This window comes from Lactiplantibacillus plajomi (assembly GCF_005405405.1).
GTDB classification, from domain to species: domain Bacteria; phylum Bacillota; class Bacilli; order Lactobacillales; family Lactobacillaceae; genus Lactiplantibacillus; species Lactiplantibacillus plajomi.
In genome coordinates, this window is sequence record NZ_BJDZ01000016.1 from 28,987 (window position 1) to 52,423 (window position 23,437).

Sequence of the window (23,437 nt, forward strand, 5' to 3'; positions counted from 1 at the left end):
CCTTGTTATTGCGACTGTTTGACTGGTATTCCAACCGGTTGACGGGTTCCGTGGTGCGTCTTCGTCCACCCCGTCTGCCCACGAACTTGCCGATAAATGGCAACGTAGGGGGTCAAACTCACAATTAATAAATACCCTTGAAAGCTTAGGCTTTGAAGCAAGGCACTGATTGGACTCGCCGGCTGATTAATTTCGGCGTAGTTCCGCAAATAAAGGTTAGCTGACAGGACGATGACGACTAGGGTGATACATATGATCGTAATAATTGCTAAGTGGTGCCAGCCCACGTGCCATTCAGTCAAGCTACGACTGATCAACACAATCAACGCGACCAAGCCGGCAACCGGCATCACACACCCCGTAAACGGCATGAGCACCCACACCGAAGTATCGATTTTCTGGAACTTATTTAGCGATGGGGACCGCCACAGTGCGGGCAAGTAACGGATGCACTGAAGGGATCCCTGACACCAGCGGACCCGTTGCTTAAAGAACGGCCGAATTTTCTCGACGCCTTCCTGGGCAACGACTAACTTGTGGTCAAAAGCCGTTTTGCCGCCGTTCAACCACGTCCGCAGGGTGAACTCCAAATCTTCCAATAAACTGTCGCCCCACGGATTATTTAACGCCAAGTCTAACCGTACGAACTGACCATTACCGGAAGCAATGCCTTGGCCTAGTCGGTTGCGCAGCTGTTGCGTCGCGTTATTGGCCCCCATAAATTCAAAATTTTGCATGCGGGTCAACCAGTTCGTCTGGTTGTAAATGCTGACTCCGGTTTGTAACATCGTCAGTTCGGGGTCCGTTTCAAAGTGTGCCACTGCGCGGGTCAACCCCGCCCCGGTCATAAAGGCGTCGGCGTCGAGGACGCCCAGCACAATTTTTTGCGGATCTTCCGTCGCTGCTAAAGTCCGATGAATGTAATTGACGGCTGTGTTTAATACCGCCCCCTTACCGGCTTTTTCGTTACCCGCCCGGTGAATAATTTGTAAATAAGGTGACTTGAGCTGTGTAAGGCACGCTAAACTGCGGTCCGAAGAATTATCGTCGACGGCGACGATATTAGCTTGAATACTACTGGGTAATTTCGCTAATTCTCGGGATAGGCGCGTAATGGTGCGGCCAATCACCTGCTCTTCATTTAGCACCGGGATCACAATGAACAAATGATAACGCTGCTTACCCTTATTAACGAGCTTGGCCGGTTCGCGGTAATGATTGACCAGAATGACGTTTAATAAAAAGTATAAGTAAAATAGGCTTGATATAGCGATGGCCGTATTGATAAAGATGGTCATGAAAACTCCCCCAGAGTGATTAATATACTGGTCGATTATACCGGGATTCAACCTTGTTTGGCTGGTCCCGGCAAATCGAAAACATAGTAAACTAATTTAATCGATTAATCAGAAAAACCCGGACAGATTAGCAATAATTTTGCTAATCTGTCCGGGTTTTTGTGACCGGTTAATTCTGCTTAACCACTGATTTAGTCCAGTTTTTTAATCATCAATAAATCGGTCTGCGGATCGTCACCCATAACGAAGTGGTGAGCACTAAATTGGGTGAATCCGCGCTTGGTGTAAAATGCTTTGGCAGGTTCATTATGTTCCCAAACACCTAACCACACCTTAGTTTTGCCGGCTTCACGCGCTAGGGTTAGTGCCTGTTCAATAAAGGCACTCCCCAATCCGTGTCCCTTGAATGCCGGCCGAATATAAATGCGTTCAATTTCTAGCGCGTCTTTCCCCATGGCTTCGGATTGCGCACCGCCCACGTTTAACTTCAAATAGCCCACTGGTTCGTGATCACGTTCAACAAAGTAAAAGCGCGATCCTGCAGTGGCTAATTCAGCTTGTAACTTTGGTAAGTTATACGCGCTGGTCAGGTAAGCCGCCATGTTTTCGGCACTATTTTGAGCACCAAAAGTATCCTGAAACGTTTCAATACTTATTTTACGTAGCGCTTGGGCGTCCGCCACTGTTAACTGTCTAACCTTCGTTTCCATCTTTTAAGTCCTCCATACGATTAAAGCCGCGTTGATTGTGATCAATAATTTGAACGTCGCGGCCGGATTCTTGGGCGCGGGCAACCCGCCGTTCGCCCCAATCGGACATTGCTAATAATACGTTGCGCAGGCTGCGGCCTTCCGCTGTCAATTCATAGTCGACGCGCGGCGGCACCTGCGGATAAACGTGCCGCGCCACGATTCCGTCCGTCTCTAATTCGCGTAATTGTTGCGTCAATACCCGTTGTGAAATTTCTGGAATCAGGCGGCGTAGCTCACCATTCCGTAACGTCCCGTTACCCAAATGACAAAGGATAATGGGTTTCCACTTACCACCGATCACGTCTAAGGTGGCTTCAACTGCTAAATGATAAATTTTACGCACTTAAACACCCCCTGAAGTCATTAGGTACTTTCAGGTACCTACCGCACTTTAAAGTGCGTACTTACTTTTTGTTCGTAATCTTCTTATAATCAAAAAAGTCACAAATTTTATTATAACGAGGAGGCATTTTAAATGCACGCATTATCATCAAAATCTCGGTTAGCTTTGATTGCCATGGCGTTAACTTTCTTCAGCGTGGGCGTTACCGAGTTCATCAGTGTCGGCGTTCTGCCAGCGGTGGCCAGCGACTTTCACATTAGTACCGCCACCGCCGGGATGATTACCTCACTTTACGCGTTGGGCGTTGCGGTCGGCGGCCCGGTCTTAGCCGTCATTACGGTCAAAGCCGCCCGCAGGCGAGTTATTTTGGGGGCACTAGTCGCTTTCGTTGCCGGACACTTGCTGATCAGTTTAGCGCCCACCTTTCACTGGTTACTCGTTGGGCGCTTTGCCGCGGCGACTGCGCACGGCATCCTGTTTGCACTCAGTTCGACGATTGCGGCCGAGTTAGTCAGTGGCGAACGTCAAGCTTGGGCGATTTCGTTCATCTTCGGTGGGTTCACGATTGCGACCGCTTTTGGGGCCCCGTTAGGCACGCTGGTGAGTGACCACTTTGGTTGGCGCATACCATTTCTAGTCATCGCGGGGCTTGGTTTACTAGCCTTTGCACTAAACCTGCGGACGTTACCACGGGAACAGCGGACAACGGTCCCACCGACCTGGGCGCAGCAGTGGCACTTGCTAACGAATAAAACAATCGGGTTAGTCTTAGTTGTAACCATCTTAGGTTACGGCGGGACCTTCGTCGCTTTCACCTACCTGTCCCCGATTTTACAAACGGTCACCCACGTTGCACCACGGTGGATCAGCCCGATTCTTGTCATTTATGGACTCGCGATTGCCTTTGGAAATTGGCTGGGCGGGCGGCTAATCGCTACCGCCCCATTGCAATTACTACGGCGGATTTTCTTACTGCAAGCTGTAGCACTCCTTGTATTTTACTGGACTGCCAACCAATTGGGGCCAGCGATTTTAACCATCATCGTTCTGGGTAGTTTGGGTTTCATGAATGTGCCGATCCTACAAGCATACGTGTTGAAGTTAGCAAAGCGCCAAGCTCCGACCGCAGTTAACCTCGCGGCCGCGTTAAATATTGCTGGCTTTAGCGTGGGAATTGCGCTAGGAACCGCTATTGGCGGGATCGTGACCACCAGTTGGGGGCTTGCGACAACCGCGCTGGCAGCCAGTGGCATGGTTTTACTGGGCTATTTGCTGACGTGGTGGTTAAGCCGACACAGTTAGAAATTAGTAACAAGCTTGATGTACCACTAATAAAGGCAGTTACACCAGCATTCGCTCTCGTTATTGCCGGTGTAACTGCCTTTTTGTTGGATTTAAAAGAATGGGTTTTGCTTAGTGACGGTTTTGATTTTTTGCTTTCTAGTTAAAGTAAGAGTATACAATCTAATTAGATGCTATAAAACGCTACTTAATCAGCAATTCTCAGCTTAAACATGGCCCTTTATATTATACGAACGTTCGTTCGATTTTGCAACGAACCCGTTAGCCAGTGCGCATCCGTCAAAAACACCCTTCAACGGCTTCATCGCCGAGTTTAACCAGAAACTCTTTGACTCATTAAACCCCGTTTACTACCAATATAAGATTATGAACCGGCATTCACTTTAACAGCAATTCAACAGTTAAATTGCTATACTTATCTGTAGAAAACTATGGATTGGTGTGTGAAACTTTGGAAAAATTACGCCACTCAGGGCTAGATTTCTCGGTAGCAACCCTGAATTTTCTTGCAAACATTGGCGTCGTGCTACCGTACGTCTTGATTCTTTTTAAATATCAACAAACTCGCAGCAGTCACTATCTAGTTGCCATCATTGTCCTGTACGTTGCGCGGGCCGCCAGTATCTTCTGGACAAAGCACCTCAACCTAACCGCCAGCAATTACCTGCTCGTCTGTTTGTGGTTAGGCGCAATTGGCAGTATCATTCTTAGTCTAACCAGTAATCTGGCCATGCTGGTGATCGCGGCAATTGCCTTAGGGTACACCTCCGCTAACCTCTGGCCCTACTACCTGACGATTAAGCTCCACTTAACCGAGGCCACCGATTTCAAATTAAAGAAATTGTACTGGCTAATCTTTTTGGGCTTAGCGCTCCTCTTTAGCTTGGACTTCTTATTCGACCTGCAGTACCGGCTGGCCTTTATCCTGCTAGCGGCGCTTTTTCTGATTGCGATTCCCGCTGGCCAGCTACTATCGAAATTTTCACTGGCCTTTTACGACCAACATGAACGTTCCACGACGCAACCCGTCAAGTTTTGGCGCGTTGCCCTGTTCATCATCTTTTTTGCCGTGCTCGGGCTACTGACCCTATTACGGAAAGTTAACTTAAATATCGCATTACCCGCCGTGCTCGCCCTGATCGTCCTGGACATCCTGCTACTCAACCTTGAGTTTTGGGCGGACTGGCACGCCATGAACAGCAATAAGCTCCGGGTCGTCAACCGTGGGTTCCTACTTAGTCTGGTCTTATTATTCAACAGTTTCTTCGGGTACTTCATCTTCGGTGCGGCCGGGATGTACATCGTTTTCGGCTTATACTTGCTGGGCTTTGAAACCGGGGCACCGCTATCCACCTTAATTGCCAACCACACCCGCTTCAGTGCCATGACCATCGCTCGGTTTGGACTCGTCATCGGCCACCTGTTGATGCTGATTCCAATTCCCGTTATTTATGGGCTTGGCTTATTATTAGTTGCACTCTACTTGGGCTTTGAAAATCCCGGCATTAACGACAGTGTTTATCACGGTGAGGGCGAGGATCCCGACCTGGCTATCATTCACAAGTACCGGTTTTCCATGTACGGCGGTCTGCTTTGCCAGCTCTGCTTTTTCGGCCTGCTCGTCATCATTAGTGCCCTGAACAACGTGCGGTTAATGGCCTTCTTCAACCCAACTAGTCCGGCACTAGCTGCCCACTACCTACACGGCATCGCTTGGCCACTCGTGGCAGTCTCAGCCATTTTAACCCTGATTAGTTTTTACAGTCAGGACCATCCGCTACAAAAATCTTAACAAGGAGCTGATAACTATGATCCTGGTTGCCGCAGCCGCAATTATTTTACCGTTGATTTTACTAGGCGGCCTTAACCTCCCCGCAACCCGCGGAATGGGCATTAGTGCCGTCGTCGTCATCATCACGAGTTACTTTTTCTGGCACCTACCAGCGACCGTTATTTTAGCCTCGCTTTTACAGGCTTTTCATAAGGCGCTCCCGATTTTATGGATTTTATTCGGGGCCCTGCTGATGCTAAACGTGCTGCGCACGACCGGGGCAATTACCCGGATTAACCAGGGGTTTCACGCCATTTCCGCGGACATGCGCCTACAAGCCGTACTGGTGACGTTCCTCTTTGGTGGCTTAATTGAAGGGGTGTCCGGGTTTGGTACTCCCGCCATGGTTACGGCCCCGCTGCTAATTGCACTGGGCTTTCCGGCGATGGCCGCCGTTATTTTGGCCCTGGTAGCCGATTCGACCCCGGCTGCGTTTGGCGCCGTTGGAACGCCCTTAACGGTTGGTCTTAGTAACGTCACGGAAAAGCCGCACCTTTTAAACTTAATTGGCGTCCGGACCACCCAGCTCGACCTATTCGTCGGGGCACTGATGCCAGCCGCCTTGATCCTACTCTTGATTTTATGGTTTGGTCCCCGTGAACACCGTTTACGGCAATGGCTGCGAGTGCTTCCCTGGTCGCTGCTAATTGGCTTTGTTTACAGTGGGCTCGCCCTGCTGAGCGCCTGGCTGATTGGCTACGAATTCGTTTCGATCATTGCGCCGCTTGGAACCTTGTTAGTGGCCATCATCAGCATCCGCTTCCACTGGTTACTACCGACGCACCAGTTGGCCTGGCGTGTCCGCAACTACCAGGCGCCCGCTGAAACGAGTACCCAACCAATGCCGCTACTGGTGGCTTGGTTCCCGTACCTCCTCGTCGTGATCTTATTACTGCTCAGTCGCACGTGGCACGGGCTTCAGCAAGTGCTGACCCGCTACGCGAACTTGTCTTGGAATCACATCCTGGGCTTTTCCACCATCAACTCCGAGTGGGAATTGCTGTATTCGCCGGGAACGATCCTCGCATTAGCGGCAATCATCGGCTTATTCGTTCAAACGCGCACGTTTAAGCCGTTGTTACCGACCGCAAAAAAAGTGACCGGCAGTATGGGCGGAACCGCACTCGCTTTAATCGTGACCCTAATCATGGTCCAGGTCTTCACTAACTCCGATTTGAACCAGGCTAACCTACCCAGCATGCCGATGTACATTGCTAAATTCGTCGCGACCTACCTCGCCGGGATTTGGATCTTCATGGCCCCGTTTCTCGGCCAGCTGGGTGCCTTTGTCACCGGTAGTACCACCGTCTCGACTTTGACCTTTGCTCAGATTCAAGCTGACATTGGTCAAACCGCCCAGCTTAATCAGAACGTGATCCTAGCTGCCCAACTGATTGGAGCGGCCGCTGGTAACATGATCTGCGTGCACAACATCGTCGCCGTCAGTTCGGTAGTGGGCTTAAACGGTCAGGAGGGCGCCATCCTGCGTAAGACCCTGTTACCCGGGTTAGCTTACGCTGGACTAATCGGTATTAGTGGCTACGTCTTATTAGCATTAATCTAAAGAACCAGCTAATTTACTGCAATTACGCCGAATAACGGGTAAAATAAGGGTAGTTTATCCATCCGTAAAGGAGGCGTGGTTAACATGCAAGTGCGCCTAGTGCATAGCTTACAACTTGGTGACCGGGTGGTGGGTCCCACGGCTGATGCAGCCGCTAACCAAGCGTTATACCACCGTTACGCAAAGCGTTTACAGGCCCGACTCGGAATCGGTTTTCAAGTTTTCGTGGATACCAGTGTCGGCTACGACTTACTAATGGCCCCCGAATACGACACACAGACTTGCTGGGTCGTCGCCACCGCCGTTTATCAGGCCCTGACCAACGAGCTACTGACCCATCACCGCATCATGCCGATTAGCGACCAGGCCGTAATTTTAAAGGATACCCGGGCCGTTGAGCAGCAGTTAAAGCCAACCAACCCGGTGTAATCTAAAAATCGCCCTAACCCTTAAGGTTAGGACGATTTTTTTCGTCAGTTGATTATTCAGGTGTTACTCGCTGCCAGTTTGGTGCCGGCGCATGCCACTCTCAATGGCTAGTAACGCGACAAACCAGACGACCGAACCAATCACCGCCCAACGGTTGACCGGATCAAAGCATAAGATAATGGTTACCGCGATAAAGAAAACCAGGGTTGCCACGTTGGACATAGGAAACAGTGGCAACCGGAACGGGTTCTGGCTACTATCCTGGGTCCGTTTATAAACGTAGTGGCAAACTAACAACGAACACCAAACAATGATAAAGTTCGTGGTTGCCACGTTGGAAATCAGCGTAAAGACGGTACTTGGAATCACGTAGTTTAATACCACGATGACAAGCAGGATCAACGATGAAAAGGCCAGCGCCCGTGCGGGAACGTTATAACGGTTGACTTTGCCCATCCAACGTGGTGCGTTTTGACCGTGTGCTAGGGTAAATAGCGTCCGACTGGTACTAAAAATGGCACTGTTGCAAGCTGATAAGGCCGCCGTTAAGACAACAAAGTTGATGATGCTAGCGGCAGCTTTAACGCCAATATCGCTAAAGACTTGTACGAACGGCGACTGCGCCGTGGTAATTTGATCCCACGGGTAAATTGCCATGATGACGAACAGGGCCCCAACGTAGAAAAAGGAAATTCGAATCGGCAGGCTGTTAATGGCCCGGGGCAATTCTTTTTCCGGGTTTTCGGCTTCCCCCGCGGTAATCCCGACCATCTCAATTCCGGTAAAGGCAAAGATGACTAGTGAAAACGAGGTTAAAAAGCCGCTGACGCCCTTCGGAAAGAAGCCCCCGTGACTGACTAAATTAGAGACCGTTACGGTTTGGCCGCCAACGTGGGCGGACGAGCCGATTAAAATTGCCCCGGTCACAATCAACGCGACGATTGCCACTACTTTAATCATTGAAAACCAGTATTCCAATTCACCGAAGGCACTAACCGATAACAGGTTAAAAATCAGTAAAATCAAAATAATGATCAACGGTGTGACCCACTGCGGAATCCACGGGAACCAGTAGCGAATGTAGATTCCACTAGCTGTTAAGTCGGCCATCGCTAAGCTGATCCAGCAAAGCCAGTACGTCCAGCCAATTGCGAATTCAAACTTTTTACCTAAATATAAATTGATAAATTCCAAAAACGAATGCAGTTTAGTATTGGAAAGTAATAACTCTCCTAATGCCCGCATCATCAGGTAGCAAAACGCGCCCCCGATAGCGTAGGCCAATAATATTGATGGTCCGGCCTGCTTGATTGCAGCACCTGAACCTAGAAATAAGCCCGTTCCAATTGCCCCACCTAAGGCGATCATTTGAACGTGTCGGCGTTTTAACTTACGAGCGAGCTGTTGATTTTCCATAGACCCTCAACTTTCCTTTGACCCGGTGACCATCACTGGCACGGGTCCTTTCATAAATTTTCAAATTTTTGCGTATTAGTACATTTTAGGATAAATGGAAATGATGAGCAAGTCTGAACCACTACTAAAGCTAAAATTGCGTTTTCACGCAATTTTTGGTATCTTTAGGTACTTTGATAAACCGTTATCACCCCATTTTTTGCTTACAAAGGAGTTTTCAAATGCAACGTCGAACAACTGATACTTTTTGGCGCCGCTTTTTAAAGGGCGTTATCATCGCCCTGGGATTCATCTTGCCGGGCGTGTCCGGTGGCGTTTTAGCCGCTATCCTGGGCATCTATGAACGGCTACTCGGATTTATGGCCCACTTCCGCCAAAACTTCAAACGTGACTTTTGGTACTTTGTGCCGGTCGGCTTAGGGGGCATCGTTGGCATTGCCCTCCTGTCGGCCCCACTTGAATACTTACTCGCCCATACCCAGGTCATCGTGCTCTGGGGCTTTGCCGGCGCCATCGTCGGGACCTTACCAGCCCTGATGAAAACCGCGGTAAGCCGCGGCCCCCGCGATCTCTGGGACGTCCTCTGGTTTACCGCGACCTTTGTCATCAGTGGCGGACTCCTATACTTTATGAGTGAATTATTTGGCACTTTACCGGCCAACTTCGGTGGTTTTCTGGTGGCCGGGGCGCTGATCGCCTTAGGTGTGCTGGTGCCGGGCTTAAGCCCCTCCAATTTACTCCTGATTTTAGGGCTGTTCACGCCGATGCTGACCGGCTTTAAAAAATTGGACCTTGTCGGCGTTTACCTGCCGATTGCCATCGGTGGTGCCCTGGCGATGGTCCTCTTTTCAAAGTTGATGGACCACCTGCTACAAAAATTCCATTCACGGGTTTACCACTTCATCCTGGGTATCGTTGCCGCCAGCACCTTACTGATTTTGATTCCGAACCCCTACGCGGCCGAAAGCATCTCTTACGCTGGCGCAACGGTTACGACCTACTTATTGAGTGCGGTTGCCGCCATCGTCGGTGTTCTGCTAGGTTTCTGGATGAGTCGCTTAGAAGCTAAATATAAATAGTCAGCGCTGATAACGGCGGCGACGGGGTTGCAACCGCCGCAATTCGTTGACCTGCGCCTGAAGTTCGCCTAACATCCGGGTCTGCATTTTTTGAATCTCGAGCATATTTGGTTCATTCTTTTGAATCAGGTGGTCGACTTTCGAATGCAGGACCCGGATTTCTTCTTCCGACTTGGCGTTCACCCGGAAGTCGTTGCGGGCTTCTAACCGGTCGTACTCGGCGGCCCGGTTCTGGCTCATCATAATCAGTGGAGCCTGAATTGCCGCTACCATGCTTAAAAATAAATTCAGCAAAATAAACGGGTACGGGTCAAAATGATGACTAATTACCGGTAACACGTTTAACACCATCCAGGCAAGCATCACCGCCACAAACGACCCAATGAAGGCCCAACTCCCCCCGAAGTGCGCAACCGCATCCGCGACCCGCTGGCCAAACGTTAACGAAGATTCTAACTGGTCGTGAACATCCACCACTTGATATGTGTTCTTTGCGAGCACTTTTGATAGCCGTTGATTGACCTGGTCATTTTCTTGATAATCCGTCGTGATCATCTGATCCATCTTTGCTAAGCGGTAATGGACCAAGTGTTCACTGCAAATAAAACTGTGGGCGTGGGCGTGCGGATAATCCGCTAAAATCATCGTACGTAGTTCGGGCGCCAACTCGTGTAACTGTACCCCGTCCACTAACCGGTACCGTTGTTGGTCCACTAAGCAAATCGCCGACTTTGTCATTTAAAATCACACCTTACTGTTTAATTAGTTAATAGTCGTGTTCATTATACCCACAATCACGGCAGTTACCCGTACCACAACCACTTAAAAAAGCACCCAAAAACCCGTCGCCTCGTTTCAAGGCGGCGGGTTACTTTTCTAACAATGCCCTCTTTGGTTCGATCGACTAGTAAACTAACCGACTAGACGGCTAATTCACTTAATAACATCATTGTCTGGTACTGGCCATCATCCAGGACCGCAACCATTTCTGGAAACTGGTCCTGGTAATCGATTGGTAAGTCAAACTCGAGGATCGACTGGTGCCGGTCGTCAAAAACCACCGTAAGCCGGTCTGAACGTTCGATCAACGCAAACTGCAAGACCGCTCCGAGACGGACGACCCCCGTTAAGTCTTGGTCGATGACGTCCCAAATACCGTCAATCACGGCACTTGGAAGCTTGGCTGCCAACCCGAGGGTCGCAAACCGTTCTTCCCGTGCTTCAAACATGCGCACCACCCCGTTTCTTTTATCCCTTAGTTATCGCGGACGACTACGGCCACCGTTTTTTCGATTCGAAGAAACAGGCCCTGGGAATCCTGCCGAAAATCGGCTTCCAGCGTCGCTCCGGTCGGTTTGATCTGGCCCACCACGGACCCGGTCGTACCGTAGATATCAATATTTTGATGCGCCGAATCCCACTTAACGGTCCAGTAGCTGCCTTCTAATGCTTCGTCAACGAAGTACTGGGTTCCAGCTAGTACCGCGTCGTTAATCACACTACTTTCATCAGCGGTCATGCCGGCGTCTAGTTCCCACCGCAGTTTCTGACCGACCTCCAGCATATCGCCTGGAATTAAATTTTGCACGCTACATTCCTCCACTCATTAATCAATAATTTCATGATACCATACTCCAACGGATGGCACGGCTTTAGGGCTCGTCACCGGTCGCTTCCGCCATAAACTTCCGCCGGACGTCAGCCGCAATTTCCCGCATCCGGTCGGGGGTATCCGCCTGTGCCAAGCGGTAACCGATAAAGTACGGCGACACGTTAAATAACGGGATCACTTTGCAGACGATCCGGTCACCAAGTGGGTAGAAAAATAGGTTGTAACTATCGCAGCGCCCGTTAAAGTAGTCGTTTAAACACCAGCGCACCACGGTTTGAACGGCATCCGCCATCCGCGCTACGTCGTCGCTAGTCGCGGCCACGTTAAACTCGACAAACCCCATGACGGGTTGATCGGAAACCGTGACTTGTAGCTCACCGTCGCTCACAATCGGGTAGCCGCTTAAATTTTCCGGCACGATGTTACCGTAGCCGTCAACGTCGTCCAACCCAACAATTTGCATGTGCGGGTGCCGTAAGCTCCCGCCGGAATGCGGTCCGTAATTTTTATAAAGTAGCACCGATTCGTACTTGCCACTGGCGATTGCTGCTTGCCAGTGTTTGAGGGTAAAGGCAAAAATGTCCCGGTTTTGTTGCCGCGAATAGGTCGCAATGTCCCCATCGTGGTCGGCAGTTTCGATCACGATCGTCTGCCAAGTGGCTTGTAACGTCGGAAACTTGTTTAATAGCCAAATCCGATCGTCTTCCTGCGCCAAAACGTCAGTCAACGTGTCCGGATCACAAAACGGGCAGGCGTTTTGGCGGTGACGGATATTTTCCGGCTTGCCTTTCGCAATGTTAGTATCAAAAATTAACGGGTGTGCTTGCATTCAAAATCCATTCCTTTCAACTCGTAACGAAAGTCCTTCGTCACGCATAAAAATAGCGCCTGGGAAATTCCCAAACGCTACGGTCAAACAATTAATTCATCGGTTCCGGGATATCCGCGTCGGGCCCGAACTGAACGTCGGCCATGGTGATCCACACGACAAACTCCGTCGAGGCGAGCCGCCAAAATTGCGGGTCGGACGCTGGTGGTAACGGCCGTTCAAACAATGCAATGGCTAGCGCGTTAGCAGCGTTATCCGCAGCAACTTGAACGCTGGCACCAAAGGTCTGCGCCGCCGGAACGTCTGGAAAGCGCACGTCCCAGTAAGTTCCCTCATCACGAAAAATTGCCGGGTACTTAACTTCTACGTTACGACTCAATGCCATCACTCCACTTCATTGATTTTAAGCTCATTATACCGAATAATCCGTCAATTACCTAGCGCTAATCGCCCATCGTAGTAATGTACGAGCCAGATTTATCGGTGACCACTTTATAATTACCTTTATTGGACTCACCATACTTGATAGCGTCCTCACGGTTATCAAACTTCTGGGTGCCACTGGCGCTACCCGCACTGCTTGAGGAGCTCGCACTTGAAGACTGTGACTCGCTGTGACTAGTGGCCGACGACGTGTGGGAACTACTCGTAGCGTGACTGCTAGTTGTCTGATGACTCGCCGCATTGTCGGTTGCATTCGTCGTGTTAGCACTAACGTTGCCAGTTGCGCTGTCCGAAGACGTCGCACCTTGCGTGTCCGTCGTATCAGTATCCGTGTCAGCCGTTGTCTCACTCGTCGTGGTACTATCGGTACTATCAGTACTGGTCGTATCATCCGAAGACGACGCCTTCCTAGCCGCCTTTTTACGACTTTTCTTCTTACTGCTTGCGGCCGAAGACGAGCTACTTGATTCGGTCATTTCCACGCTATCCTGACTGGTCGTCGCGTTCACAAAATAAACGATCGTACCGCCTAGCGCAAGGACGATCAACGCTAACACCCAAATCGATAAATGGCGCGTCTTCTTAGGTCCCGGCGTTTTCTTAGGACCAGTTGGTGGCGTTGCTGAGCGGCGCGTCTTACCGGTTTCAGCTTCACGCGCCTTTAAGCGCGACATCCGGGTTGGTTCTTTTTCAGGCATTCGCTTCCGCACTTCCTTTCTTGCTTTCGCAAGTTTACCATATTTTAACTGACCTGTCGTGGTCTGCTGGTAAACACAATTAAGACTTAACTAATCGGGGCAGCTGCTTGTGCCTGCCGCGTTAACTCGTCGTAATATTTCGCATTCGTCCCGTAAATGTAGGGAATCAGCCATAATTGACCGATACCTAAGGTGAACATACTTAAAATCGCCCAACCGATAAAGCTAACTTGTAGCCAGAAAAACTGCCACTTATGACCAGCCATCAATCGTCGGCTGGTCGTAACCGCGTCACGAAAACGCGGTCGTGCCTGACCTTGCGGTGTTGCCGCCAGCATATCCTTATAAACGTAGAAACTTTGCGAGTACGCGTACAGTTTGATGATTCCAGGTACGATCAGCAGCAACATCCACAAGAAGACGAGTACGGCCTGATAAATGGCCAGCCCGAAGATTCCCCAAACGTAGTGCTTAGTGAACCCGACCGTGGAGTCCGCAACCGGATGGATTTCCCGTTGTGGTTGCCGTACCCAGTCTAACATGGCATAACTGGTCCCGACCTTAAACGTTTTGACAACCAACCAAATGATCAGTTCGAAGACGAGCGCCAGGACGACGATCGCGGCGACCAACGTTAATTCCTGTAGGCTGACGTTTGACGCGATCGCACTGGTTGTACTTCCGTAGTCGCCACTTTGCATTTGATCACGCATGTCCGACTGGGTCGCCATGACCGAAAACATCGATAACAGGCTGACCACGATACAGAGTCCGACGGCGTGCCGCCAGCGTCCCCTAAATAGTTGCTTAACTTCCGTTTTTAATTCCGCTCTGGTTTTCATATAAGCTGACCACTCCCCATCACTTAATTATACTCGTTCACCGTACTTTAAGGGTTAAAACTCGTCAAAAAGCCGACTGAGACGGTGGTCCAGTCGGCTTTCACTTTTACGGTTTAACTAATGTTTTTTTCAGGATCACGACGGACGCCCCGTCCTCTTCAAAGGGCCCCGCTGTGACCCGGTAGCCACACTGTTCATAAAACGACTGCGCCGACAGTTCGCCATCAATGCGGCCGGACGTAAAGCCACTGGCGAGCGCCCACTTTTCAGCCGCTGTCAATAACTGCCGACCTAAGCCACGGCCACGGTAAGCTTTACGGGTACAAACTCGACCAAAGCGCATCGTCTGGTCGGCTTGCGGTTCCAACCGCAACGTTGCGACCGGTAAAGCGGGCTTTAAATACAACACACCGTAGAGCCGTTCATCCGTGTCCTTATCATCAAACTCAACTGCAGCCGGGATTGCCCGTTCTTCAACGAAGACTGCCTGACGCAGGGCGTAGGCCGCCGCCCGGTTCGGTGCGTCGTTTGAAAAGGTAATCGTCATGCGTCGTAGGCCTTATCAATATCTTTGAGCCACGCGAGTGCTAACGATTTATCCCCCAAGTGGGCCCCGATAACCGGACCAAAGTAGGTCAGGTCAATCGGCATGTCCGGATACTGCTTTTGTAACTTGGCTTTCCACGCTTGCGCCGCTTCCAAGTTATTCCCCTGGACAATGATCGCCCGTAGCGGGTAGTCCACCTTAGCCTTCGCTTCAGCGAACAGGTGCTCGACCCTAGCTAACGCTTTCTTAGTCGAACGGACCTTCTCAAATGCCACGATTTCGTGATTATCGTCAAACGTCAATAGTGGCTTAATTCGTAAGACGCTGCCAATAAAGGCCGAAGCGTTCGACAAGCGGCCCCCGCGAACCAAATTTTGCAAGTCGTCAACGATGAAATATTCCCCCATTGACGCCCGCAAATCATCTAGCCGGGCTAAAATCGTTTCAACATCCGCCCCGGCCTTCGCCATCCGGGCCGCTTCTAACGCTAAGTAACCCATCAAACGCACCGTGATTTGTGAATCGTACGGATACAACTTGATATTATCGACCATGTTGCGCATCTTCAGCAAACTGTTATAAAAGCCTGAAATGGTGCTAGCCAAATGAATACTGATTACGGCATCGTAACCCTGATCGCCCAAGTGGTTATAAAACGCCACCATTTCCCCAACGGGCGGTTGCGACGTGCTTGGGAAGGACTTAAATGATTTCATATTAGCGTAAAAGTCGGCCGTAGTAATGTCCACGCCCTCTTGATACACCTTTCCATCTATAATCACCGGAATCGGCACAACGTGGATATCGTTATCCGCGACCTCTTGCGGTGTCAAATAGCTGGTGCTGTCAGTAACAACAGCAATCTTCATGACATACACCTACTTCTCATCTATAAAGTAATATTCATCATCATAGCATAAAATGCGCGCTGACTCTACCGGGTACCATTAATCAATGCTTAAGATTCTAACGAACGGTCAATTGATTTGTTCAACCGGTTCAGTAAGATGCGCAACAAGTTTTGCTCATCTTGGGGCCACTTATCAAAAACGACCGTTTCGTAATCAGCGTAGGCCTGGTTGATGGCAGAAACCGCTTGTTCACCGGTCGGAGTTACTGAATAAATCAACTGCCGGCGATCACGTCCCACCGCCTGCTTACTCAAACAGTCCTTTTTAACTAGGCTGGCAAGTTGGCGGCTCAACGTCGACGTGTCTAACTGCATGATTGTTGCCAATTTCTCCTGGGTATCGTGGCCGGCCTGCAATTGAATCAGTAACTGCCATTCCGCCACGGTCACCCCCTGGGCCTTCGTAATTTTTTTCAACATGCTGGTTTGCTGTTTTGCTGACGCGGCAAGCGCGGCTAAACTTGATTTCATCACGCATCCTCCTAAAAAAGCTAATTCCTATGTATTATACAATATCTAGCCAACCGGCGCACCCGTATTTCAGCAAAAATCACGTTAACTTGGTTTTTGTATATAGCAGTATTATTGATCACGGATACGGTGGGCCGCCGTCGTCAAGCCGACCAGTTGCCTTTCACCCCGCGCAAACGGTATACTAATAGGCGATTGACTGTGCAGATCCACAGTTCTGAACGTAAACTAGAAGAAAGCGAGTGATCACATGTCTTTTGATGGCTTATTTACCCACGCTATGGTCACCGAACTACGAAAAAACTTATTGACCGGCCGGATTGCCAAAATCAACCAGCCGTACCAAAACGAACTGATTCTAACGGTGCGGGCCAACCGGAAAAATTGGCCACTCCTGTTATCCGCCGATCCGACCTACCCGCGGATTCAGACGACCCAAATTCCATACGTGAACCCGGCCGTCCCGACCAACTTTGCCATGATGATGCGGAAGTACCTTCAGGGGGCAATCATTACGGCGATCGACCAACCGGCCAACGACCGGGTCGTCCGCTTAACGGTGACGACGCGCAATGAACTAGGCGATGCCGAACAGCTGGTCCTGATTATTGAAATCATGGCCCGCCACAGTAACGTCATCCTAATTGAAGCGAAAACCAATCGGATTCTCGACGCCATCAAACACGTTGGTGCCGACCAAAACCGGTACCGGCTATTACTGCCAGGCGCAACTTACATCGAACCGCCTAAGCAGGATAAAGTCGATCCGTTCGTACCTAACCAGGACTACCGCGAGTTAGTTCGGCAATTTCCGGCCGAAGCGGTCCTCAGTAAAGCCCTCCAGCAACACTACCAGGGATTCGGTCGCGACAGCGCGCAACAACTGGCGGCCGACTTACACCAACCCGGCGACCTAGCCGCCCACTACCAAGACTTTTTGGCCCAGTTCGACGCGCCCGCCCCAACCTTATTGACCTTGCCCACTAACAAAACAATGTTTGCCGCCGGTCGCTTCGATCACTTTGGCGACCAGACCCGCCACTTTGATTCATTAAGCGCCCTGCTAGATTTTTACTATGCGGACGCCGCTCAACGAGAACGGGTCCAGCAACAAGCCGGTAATTTAATCCGGGTCGTGCGCAACGACCTGAAAAAGAACCGCAACAAGCTCAAAAAGTTGGAGCAAACCTTAGCCAACACTAAACAGGCGGATGAACTCCGGGTCAAGGGTGAAATTTTAACGACTTACTTATACGAGGTCAAACGGGGCATGACCGAAATTACGTTGCCTAATTACTATCAAGATAACCAACCGCTAAAAATCAAGCTCTCAAATCAGCTATCGCCCTCCCGTAACGCGCAAAAGTATTTCTCACGTTACCAAAAACAAAAAAACGCGGTCGTTTACGTTTCCGAGCAAATCAAACTAACCAAGGCAGAAATCGACTACCTCGATAGTGTTCACACTCAAATCGAGTTAGCGGCCCCCGCGGACATTGCCGAAATTCGGCAAGAGTTAACGCAACAGGGCTACCTTAAACAGCAACGCGGTAAGAAAAAACAGCGTAGTTCCCGGCAACCTAGTCAGCCGCAAGAATTCGTGGCGAGTGACGGCACGAAAATTTCGGTCGGCAAGAACAACCGCCAAAATGATCAGTTGACTTTAAAAACGGCGCATAAAAGTGATTACTGGTTACACACGCAAAAAATTCCGGGCTCCCACGTCATTATTCATTCGGATGAGCCAAGTGACCAAACTCTGGCCGAAGCTGCCAACCTGGCCGCCTACTTTTCTAAGGCCCGCGATTCGGCTACCGTTCCGGTCGACTACGTGCAAGTACGGCGGATCCGCAAACCGAACGGGGCTAAACCAGGTTTCGTGATTTATGAAGGTCAAAAAACGTTATACGTCTCACCCAGTGCCGAGCTGGTCGAAAAATTAACCCCGGCTAAATAATACGTTCAAATCGTCTTTTTGAGGATTGCACCTCAAAGAGGCGATTTTTTAATGCCATCATTGTCGCTCCTCTTGTTTATCGATTTCATAAACGTTAAAAATAAAACGTGTTTACAAGCATAATAAACATTCACTTTTAAACTCGTTTGCAATTACAATAAACATAAGCAGCTAATCTAAAAAGGACGGTGTTTTCTCAATGGTACTTAGCGCGTTTTCCCTAACCGACTTAAAACGGGGCTACCACGAAACGACCACTGGTTTACAATGTAATTACTGTCAAGTTCAATGGTCACCGGCAACCGCCGTCAATTTGATTGACGCTCACCTGACCCTCGTTCACGGTGGCAATTTGTTCCAATTACTCCACGCCGACAATCGCTATAATTCGTTAACCGTCAACCAACGCGACTTGCTGACGGGTTTTTCCGCCGGACTCAAAGACCAGGCCCTAGCCGAACAAATGCAGGTCGCACCGGCAACCATCCGCCACCAAAAGTTCACCTTCCGAGAAAAGGCGAAACGGGCGCGATTATACTTGGCTATTTACGACAGCGTCTTTGCACCCGCAGCTAACCAACCAGTCGTGACCGCCCCTAAAACACCTAAATTATCCGAAGCCGAAACGGCCGCGGCCTTACAGCACTACTTTGACTTTAGTCGCCAACCGGCGCAACTCAAACAGTGGCCCCGCAAAACGGCCGTACGACAAGTTATTCTTGACCGAATCGTGACCGAATTACCCGTTGACCAACACTTTTCAACAAATGCGCTCGATCAACAGCTCAGTCGCATCTACTTTGATCCGGCCACCCTTCGCCGTCAGCTCGTTGCGACCGGACGCTTGAAACAGACCGGAACAGACTACTGGCGACCAGCTAAGTAGGCACTCCGAGTGAAATTACTTGGCGCCAAGCCGCCCAACCGCTAAACTAGGCTTAAACGACTTTGGGAGGCGCCCTGATGACGACCTTATCACCGAACTTAACCGACTTTACCACGTTTGTTAGCCAAATTAGTGACCAATCGCACTGCGACCAATTGATTACCGTCCTAAACTGGGTTACGACCGAATTTCCAGAATTAACACCGCGATTGGCCTGGAACCAACCGATGTTCACCGCCCACGGCACCTTTATCGTTGGTTTCAGCGTTGCCAAGCACCACTTGAACGTCGCCCTTGAAAAGGCCCCCCTCAACCACTTTGCGGCACAAATCACGGCCCAAGGTGACCGGGTCACGAAGATGCTCTGGCAAATTAATTTTGATCAACCCGTCAACTACCCGCTCCTTCACCAGGCGATCCAGTATAATTTAACCACTAAGGCTGCCGTCACCACCTTTTGGCGCCACTGAACGACTAAAAACGGCTGCCCGGAAATTAATCCGGGCAGCCGTTTTTAGTTTACATAATTTTAATTTAAATAAGTTGTTCCTAATTCGAAACGAAATAACCAGTACTTAAAAGTCAGTGTCCTCATTACCGGAACCCAACGCGGTCAGCGCCGCTTTCAGCGTTTCACCGTGGGCAATCACCGTTCCGGTAGCGTGACTCGGTTCGCCGGTGACTTCATCCGCATCGTAAATTTGCAGCTGATTATACGGGAACGTATTGGCTTGGACGTACACCGTATTCAAGGCACTAATATCCGGATAGTCGTACATGACCTTACTCAACGGTTCGCCCAACTTAACGTGCAGGAGCAACCGGGTCACACTGGAGCCGACCGCCTTACTGATCAAGGCCATCGTGGCAATGCTCATCGGTTCGATCGTGGCTAATTGTAACTGGTCGTCGACAATCGTCAACCGTACCGTATAAAGTCCCGGTACACCGAAAGCTAGCACCCGCCGCTTGATTTCGGCACTTAACGCCTTAATCGCTTGGTTTTCCGCCTTATCGCGAATCGGAAAGACTTGCAACGAACCACGGACGTTCGTGCGTAAGTTATTGCCCGCGATAATTTCACTGACACCGAACACCGCCACGTCCATGCCGTCCGAAATCACTTCAACGGCCGGTGAATCGTTAGTCTTAATTTGTTCCCGCGGCAAGTTGTTATTGATTTGAACCACCGAGTAACCATCCGCGCTTAACTGCTGGCCTAACCGGTAATCGTGATAGGTCGTAAAAATCAACTCCGGTTTTTCAATCGCCAAAATATTCAAAATATCGGAGTACTGCTTGGGTTCAACGTAGCGCTTCGTCGCTAACCGCGGCGTCATTGCAACGCTGTTCGGATTGGCGTTGATCAAAATCGGTTGGTAGTCGGCCTTACGCAAATAAAAGAGCAGCTGTGAAACGAGGTAATCGTTCCCATGATTAGTCCCAATCCGGTTCGCTCCCGTCCCGATGACGACGACTGGACGGCCGGCTTGGGGCTGACTTTCGTTATCAAATTCGTAGGTTGAATAGTACGTATTCGTCTGTTCGGTAAACTCGCCGGCGGTCGGTTCAACTTCCTTGAAGGTCGCGTGAATTTCATTTTCCAACGCAAACTGATGCACCTTTTTCACGTCGGTATGCCAAGCGTCCGCCGCGTCTTCGTCAGTGAAGCCAAAGTACTTGGCCCGCCCCAGCGCGTGCACGTCAAACGGACGCGCCCACAGCGCCTTTTCAATTTCGATAATGTGCTGCAACTTATAAAAGTAGAACGCGTCGATTTTGGTTAATTCCGCCAGTTCATCAATCTGGTACCCCCGGTTCAGCGCTTCCAGTAAGACCAACATCCGCCCGGCTTGCGGGTGGATCAGCCGTTGAATCAATTCACCTTCAGAATAATTTTGCGGCCGGTTGGCGATGACGTGGTAGCGCGATTCATCAGTGGAGCGTAAACCTTTCAGCAGGGCTTCCTCGGTTGAACGGCCGATTCCAATGACCGAGCCGGTCGATTCGGTGACCGTATCGAGTTGGTGACTGACCTTTTTTAACACGTTGAACGGCCAGACCGGAATGCGGCACACGATGTGGTCGAGTACCGGTTCGATCAACGCCGTTTGCTTACGGTAGTCACTCGGCAACTTTAATTCGGCTAAGCTAATGTCTGCCATTAAGTTAGCCACGACCCGTGCCAGCGGATAGCCGGTCGCACGGGCGGCCAAGGCCATCGCCCGGTCAAAGTACGGTGTCACTTTGATCACGTAATAGTGTTGGGTATTCGGGTCCAGGGCAAACTGCACGTGGCAGCTACCGTTAATTCGCAAGCGTCGCATGATTTTCAACGTTGCAGCTCGAAATTGTTGGTACTCCTGGTCAGTGATCGTTTGGGTCGGCGCGAAAACGATCGAATCAGCCGAATGAATCCCAACCGGGTCAAAGTTCTCCATCCCGCTAATCAGCAGCGCCATATCCTTCTTATCACGGACGCCCACAAACTCGAGTTCCTTACAGCCAACGATACTCTGCTCGACGATACACTGCTTGGTGGCAGAAACTTTAAAGCCCATTGCCAACGCCCGTGCCAGGTCCTCCTGGTCTTTGCAAAGTTGCCGGCTGGCCTCGATGCGGGGCGCCACCGACTTCACAATCACTGGAAATCCGATTGAACGGACGACCGCCAGTGCCTCGACGTCACTCGCCACCACTTGCGACGCAATCACCGGTTCGCCGATGGCTTTCAAGCGGTTGCTCATTAACGCCGGATTGACGATCATGTCGATGATTTCCGAATCCCATTGCAGAAGCCGGACGTGATTATTTTTTAAGACGTTGGTTCGAATCAGCCCCTGTATCAGGCTGACGGCGTGTAAGCCACCTAACGAGGGAATTAAGCCGTCCGGCTGTTCAGCTTCGATCACCCGCGACAATCCCGCGACCGTTAGTGGTTCAACGTAGACCCGGTCAGCAAAGTTATTTTCGGCCGCGACCGAGTACGCGTTATTATCGACTAGCACGACGGCAATCCCTAATTTATGGATGGCCGCCCCGATCTGGATGACGGCCGCGTCGTGTTGGCCTTCGCGACCAATGTCGTTATGACCGGCACCAATGATGAGAATTTTTTGTAAGCCCTGATTATTCACCACATCGGCCCCCTTGCTTGTTGCATCGATTCTACAAATTCATTAAAAATGTCGCGCGTCTCGGTCGGACCGGGCGCCCCGTCCGGGAAAAACTGGACCGAGAAGGCCGGAAAATCCCGTAACCGCAGGCCTTGAATCGTCCCGTCGATCAAGTCGACAAAGGTGGTGATCATTTTATCACGGTCGACACTGTCCGGATTAACCGCAAAGCCCTGCCCCTGTGACGCATAAATAATTTGATTGGTAATGACTTCGCGAATCGGGTGGTTCGCACCGTGGTGTTCGGGCGCCAGCTTAATAATCGTCGCGCCGTTGGCCATTGCGAATAATTCGTGTCCCAACCCGATGGCAAATAACGGCACCCGTTTTTGAATCGCTTGGATCATCGTCAGTACGCTTTCCGGTAAGTCCTGCGGTTTGCCGGGACCGGTCGAGAGAATCACACCGTCCGGATCCAAGTTAATAATTTCGTCGGTCGTCGCGGTATACGGTAAGACCGTGACGTTGCAAGCCCGTTTACTAAGCTCACGTAAGATCCCGTGTTTGAGCCCAAAGTCGACCACGACCACGTTTAAACCGGTCCCCGGGTTAGGAAACGGCTTGGGCGTCGCCACGGCAGCAACTTGCCGGTTGGTTAACACGGTCGCGCCCAGTTGATCAAAGGCGTGGGCATCCGCCACGTCCACGATACTGGCCTTCATCGGTCCACTCGCCCGGAGCTGTTTCGCTAAGTGGCGAGTGTCAATGTGGCTGATTCCGGGAATGTTTTGCTGCTTTAAGTACTGATCCAGTGACCAGCGCCGCTGCCGGTTAGTCGAAATACTTGCGACATCGCGGACAACCACGCCCTTAACGGTCGGAAGGATCGATTCATAACTATCATGATTAATACCGTAACTGCCGATCGTCGGTTGGGTGAATGCAATAATTTGGTTATGATAAATTTGATTCGTAATAATTTCTTGATAGCCCGTCATACTCGTATTAAACACGATTTCACCAGTTGAAACCGCTGGTGAGCCAAAGCCTTCACCTAGGTAGGCACTGCCGTCTTCAAGAATCAAATAGCGGTCTGCCATTGCGATCCCTT

The 23,437-nt window shown here is 50.5% G+C and carries 24 protein-coding genes; 8 read left to right on the forward strand and 16 right to left on the reverse strand.

The genetic code is table 11. The features are described 5' to 3' along the window. Positions 1-5 precede the first annotated feature (5 nt). The 3 genes from FFM82_RS07855 to FFM82_RS07865 form a co-directional block, all read right to left on the reverse strand. Complete coding sequence (locus FFM82_RS07855) at positions 6-1,298, reverse strand: glycosyltransferase family 2 protein (RefSeq protein ID WP_137645309.1); 1,293 nt, start codon at positions 1,296-1,298, stop codon at positions 6-8. A gap of 191 nt (positions 1,299-1,489) precedes the next feature. Then, complete coding sequence (locus FFM82_RS07860) at positions 1,490-2,008, reverse strand: GNAT family N-acetyltransferase (RefSeq protein ID WP_137645310.1); 519 nt, start codon at positions 2,006-2,008, stop codon at positions 1,490-1,492. Next, positions 1,992-2,393 carry a winged helix-turn-helix transcriptional regulator gene (locus FFM82_RS07865; RefSeq protein WP_137645311.1) on the reverse strand — a complete coding sequence of 134 codons (402 nt, stop codon included), beginning with the start codon at positions 2,391-2,393 and terminating at the stop codon, positions 1,992-1,994. Before FFM82_RS07865 ends, FFM82_RS07860 begins: the two co-directional genes overlap by 17 nt. A 132-nt stretch (positions 2,394-2,525) precedes the next feature. Here FFM82_RS07865 and FFM82_RS07870 point away from each other — a divergent pair, with 132 nt between their 5' ends. The 4 genes from FFM82_RS07870 to FFM82_RS07885 all read left to right on the forward strand — a co-directional run bounded on the left by FFM82_RS07870 (position 2,526) and on the right by FFM82_RS07885 (position 7,519). Continuing rightward, positions 2,526-3,695, forward strand: coding sequence for an MFS transporter (locus FFM82_RS07870; protein ID WP_137645312.1), 1,170 nt, complete (start codon positions 2,526-2,528; stop codon positions 3,693-3,695). A 451-nt stretch (positions 3,696-4,146) separates the two neighbouring features. Further along, positions 4,147-5,487, forward strand: coding sequence for a glycosyltransferase family protein (locus FFM82_RS07875; RefSeq protein WP_137645313.1), 1,341 nt, complete (start codon positions 4,147-4,149; stop codon positions 5,485-5,487). Positions 5,488-5,503: 16 nt separating this feature from the next. Then, entirely contained in the window at positions 5,504-7,090 is a 1,587-nt protein-coding gene (locus tag FFM82_RS07880; protein WP_137645314.1) for an L-lactate permease, read from the forward strand. 84 nt (positions 7,091-7,174) lie between these two features. Then, positions 7,175-7,519 (forward strand): hypothetical protein, encoded by a 345-nt coding sequence (locus FFM82_RS07885; protein ID WP_137645315.1) that lies wholly within the window; start codon positions 7,175-7,177, stop codon positions 7,517-7,519. A gap of 63 nt (positions 7,520-7,582) precedes the next feature. Here FFM82_RS07885 and FFM82_RS07890 read toward each other — a convergent pair whose 3' ends face one another. Next, positions 7,583-8,935 carry an amino acid permease gene (locus FFM82_RS07890; RefSeq protein ID WP_137645316.1) on the reverse strand — a complete coding sequence of 451 codons (1,353 nt, stop codon included), beginning with the start codon at positions 8,933-8,935 and terminating at the stop codon, positions 7,583-7,585. Between the two features lie 221 nt (positions 8,936-9,156). On the opposite strand from FFM82_RS07890, the gene FFM82_RS07895 reads away from it, so the two are divergent. Then, complete coding sequence (locus tag FFM82_RS07895) at positions 9,157-10,014, forward strand: DUF368 domain-containing protein (RefSeq protein ID WP_137645317.1); 858 nt, start codon at positions 9,157-9,159, stop codon at positions 10,012-10,014. On the opposite strand, the gene FFM82_RS07900 is transcribed toward FFM82_RS07895, so the two are convergent. From FFM82_RS07900 to FFM82_RS07945, 10 genes are all read right to left on the reverse strand, one after another. Beyond that, positions 10,015-10,752: a DUF1003 domain-containing protein gene (locus FFM82_RS07900; protein WP_137645318.1), complete on the reverse strand. Its 738-nt coding sequence runs from the start codon at positions 10,750-10,752 to the stop codon at positions 10,015-10,017. It lies immediately after the preceding gene. 182 nt (positions 10,753-10,934) lie between these two features. After that, entirely contained in the window at positions 10,935-11,243 is a 309-nt protein-coding gene (locus FFM82_RS07905; protein ID WP_137645319.1) for a DUF960 family protein, read from the reverse strand. A gap of 26 nt (positions 11,244-11,269) precedes the next feature. Continuing rightward, positions 11,270-11,602: a hypothetical protein gene (locus FFM82_RS07910; protein ID WP_137645320.1), complete on the reverse strand. Its 333-nt coding sequence runs from the start codon at positions 11,600-11,602 to the stop codon at positions 11,270-11,272. Positions 11,603-11,666: 64 nt separating this feature from the next. Further along, complete coding sequence (locus FFM82_RS07915) at positions 11,667-12,455, reverse strand: DUF4931 domain-containing protein (protein WP_137645321.1); 789 nt, start codon at positions 12,453-12,455, stop codon at positions 11,667-11,669. A gap of 91 nt (positions 12,456-12,546) precedes the next feature. After that, positions 12,547-12,834, reverse strand: a complete 288-nt coding sequence (locus FFM82_RS07920) for an RNA-binding protein (RefSeq protein ID WP_137645322.1) — start codon at positions 12,832-12,834, stop codon at positions 12,547-12,549. Positions 12,835-12,898: 64 nt separating this feature from the next. After that, the gene (locus FFM82_RS07925; RefSeq protein ID WP_137645323.1) at positions 12,899-13,597 is read right to left on the reverse strand and encodes a hypothetical protein; all 699 of its coding nucleotides are present in this window, start codon (positions 13,595-13,597) and stop codon (positions 12,899-12,901) included. Between the two features lie 86 nt (positions 13,598-13,683). Beyond that, entirely contained in the window at positions 13,684-14,439 is a 756-nt protein-coding gene (locus tag FFM82_RS07930) for a DUF975 family protein (protein ID WP_137645324.1), read from the reverse strand. A gap of 106 nt (positions 14,440-14,545) precedes the next feature. Next, a complete protein-coding gene (locus FFM82_RS07935) occupies positions 14,546-14,986 on the reverse strand; it encodes a GNAT family N-acetyltransferase (protein WP_137645325.1) in 441 nt (146 codons plus the stop codon). Beyond that, positions 14,983-15,855 carry a DegV family protein gene (locus FFM82_RS07940; protein WP_137645326.1) on the reverse strand — a complete coding sequence of 291 codons (873 nt, stop codon included), beginning with the start codon at positions 15,853-15,855 and terminating at the stop codon, positions 14,983-14,985. The genes FFM82_RS07935 and FFM82_RS07940 overlap by 4 nt, the downstream gene beginning before the upstream one ends. Positions 15,856-15,944: 89 nt before the next feature. Further along, positions 15,945-16,367 carry a MarR family winged helix-turn-helix transcriptional regulator gene (locus FFM82_RS07945; protein ID WP_137645327.1) on the reverse strand — a complete coding sequence of 141 codons (423 nt, stop codon included), beginning with the start codon at positions 16,365-16,367 and terminating at the stop codon, positions 15,945-15,947. A gap of 250 nt (positions 16,368-16,617) precedes the next feature. Between FFM82_RS07945 and FFM82_RS07950 the strand changes: the two genes are divergently transcribed. From FFM82_RS07950 to FFM82_RS07960, 3 genes are all read left to right on the forward strand, one after another. Next, entirely contained in the window at positions 16,618-18,324 is a 1,707-nt protein-coding gene (locus tag FFM82_RS07950; RefSeq protein WP_137645328.1) for an NFACT RNA binding domain-containing protein, read from the forward strand. A gap of 199 nt (positions 18,325-18,523) precedes the next feature. Next, positions 18,524-19,210 carry a DUF2087 domain-containing protein gene (locus FFM82_RS07955; protein WP_137645329.1) on the forward strand — a complete coding sequence of 229 codons (687 nt, stop codon included), beginning with the start codon at positions 18,524-18,526 and terminating at the stop codon, positions 19,208-19,210. 77 nt (positions 19,211-19,287) lie between these two features. Then, complete coding sequence (locus tag FFM82_RS07960) at positions 19,288-19,680, forward strand: iron chaperone (protein WP_137645330.1); 393 nt, start codon at positions 19,288-19,290, stop codon at positions 19,678-19,680. A gap of 105 nt (positions 19,681-19,785) precedes the next feature. Here FFM82_RS07960 and FFM82_RS07965 read toward each other — a convergent pair whose 3' ends face one another. After that, the gene (locus tag FFM82_RS07965) at positions 19,786-22,347 is read right to left on the reverse strand and encodes an ATP-binding protein (RefSeq protein ID WP_137645331.1); all 2,562 of its coding nucleotides are present in this window, start codon (positions 22,345-22,347) and stop codon (positions 19,786-19,788) included. Beyond that, the gene (locus FFM82_RS07970; RefSeq protein ID WP_137645332.1) at positions 22,344-23,426 is read right to left on the reverse strand and encodes a carbamoyl phosphate synthase small subunit; all 1,083 of its coding nucleotides are present in this window, start codon (positions 23,424-23,426) and stop codon (positions 22,344-22,346) included. Before FFM82_RS07970 ends, FFM82_RS07965 begins: the two co-directional genes overlap by 4 nt. Positions 23,427-23,437 lie beyond the last annotated feature (11 nt).

Excerpts from the sequence above, each read along its gene's own strand:
- FFM82_RS07855 (WP_137645309.1), bottom strand. The coding sequence starts at position 1,298 with ATGACCATCTTTATCAATACGGCCATCGCTATATCAAGCCTATTTTAC.
- FFM82_RS07860 (WP_137645310.1), bottom strand. The coding sequence starts at position 2,008 with ATGGAAACGAAGGTTAGACAGTTAACAGTGGCGGACGCCCAAGCGCTA.
- FFM82_RS07870 (WP_137645312.1), top strand. The coding sequence starts at position 2,526 with ATGCACGCATTATCATCAAAATCTCGGTTAGCTTTGATTGCCATGGCG.
- FFM82_RS07880 (WP_137645314.1), top strand. The coding sequence starts at position 5,504 with ATGATCCTGGTTGCCGCAGCCGCAATTATTTTACCGTTGATTTTACTA.
- FFM82_RS07885 (WP_137645315.1), top strand. The coding sequence starts at position 7,175 with ATGCAAGTGCGCCTAGTGCATAGCTTACAACTTGGTGACCGGGTGGTG.
- FFM82_RS07890 (WP_137645316.1), bottom strand. The coding sequence starts at position 8,935 with ATGGAAAATCAACAGCTCGCTCGTAAGTTAAAACGCCGACACGTTCAA.
- FFM82_RS07895 (WP_137645317.1), top strand. The coding sequence starts at position 9,157 with ATGCAACGTCGAACAACTGATACTTTTTGGCGCCGCTTTTTAAAGGGC.
- FFM82_RS07900 (WP_137645318.1), bottom strand. The coding sequence starts at position 10,752 with ATGACAAAGTCGGCGATTTGCTTAGTGGACCAACAACGGTACCGGTTA.
- FFM82_RS07905 (WP_137645319.1), bottom strand. The coding sequence starts at position 11,243 with ATGTTTGAAGCACGGGAAGAACGGTTTGCGACCCTCGGGTTGGCAGCC.
- FFM82_RS07915 (WP_137645321.1), bottom strand. The coding sequence starts at position 12,455 with ATGCAAGCACACCCGTTAATTTTTGATACTAACATTGCGAAAGGCAAG.
- FFM82_RS07925 (WP_137645323.1), bottom strand. The coding sequence starts at position 13,597 with ATGCCTGAAAAAGAACCAACCCGGATGTCGCGCTTAAAGGCGCGTGAA.
- FFM82_RS07930 (WP_137645324.1), bottom strand. The coding sequence starts at position 14,439 with ATGAAAACCAGAGCGGAATTAAAAACGGAAGTTAAGCAACTATTTAGG.
- FFM82_RS07935 (WP_137645325.1), bottom strand. The coding sequence starts at position 14,986 with ATGACGATTACCTTTTCAAACGACGCACCGAACCGGGCGGCGGCCTAC.
- FFM82_RS07940 (WP_137645326.1), bottom strand. The coding sequence starts at position 15,855 with ATGAAGATTGCTGTTGTTACTGACAGCACCAGCTATTTGACACCGCAA.
- FFM82_RS07945 (WP_137645327.1), bottom strand. The coding sequence starts at position 16,367 with ATGAAATCAAGTTTAGCCGCGCTTGCCGCGTCAGCAAAACAGCAAACC.
- FFM82_RS07950 (WP_137645328.1), top strand. The coding sequence starts at position 16,618 with ATGTCTTTTGATGGCTTATTTACCCACGCTATGGTCACCGAACTACGA.
- FFM82_RS07955 (WP_137645329.1), top strand. The coding sequence starts at position 18,524 with ATGGTACTTAGCGCGTTTTCCCTAACCGACTTAAAACGGGGCTACCAC.
- FFM82_RS07960 (WP_137645330.1), top strand. The coding sequence starts at position 19,288 with ATGACGACCTTATCACCGAACTTAACCGACTTTACCACGTTTGTTAGC.
- FFM82_RS07970 (WP_137645332.1), bottom strand. The coding sequence starts at position 23,426 with ATGGCAGACCGCTATTTGATTCTTGAAGACGGCAGTGCCTACCTAGGT.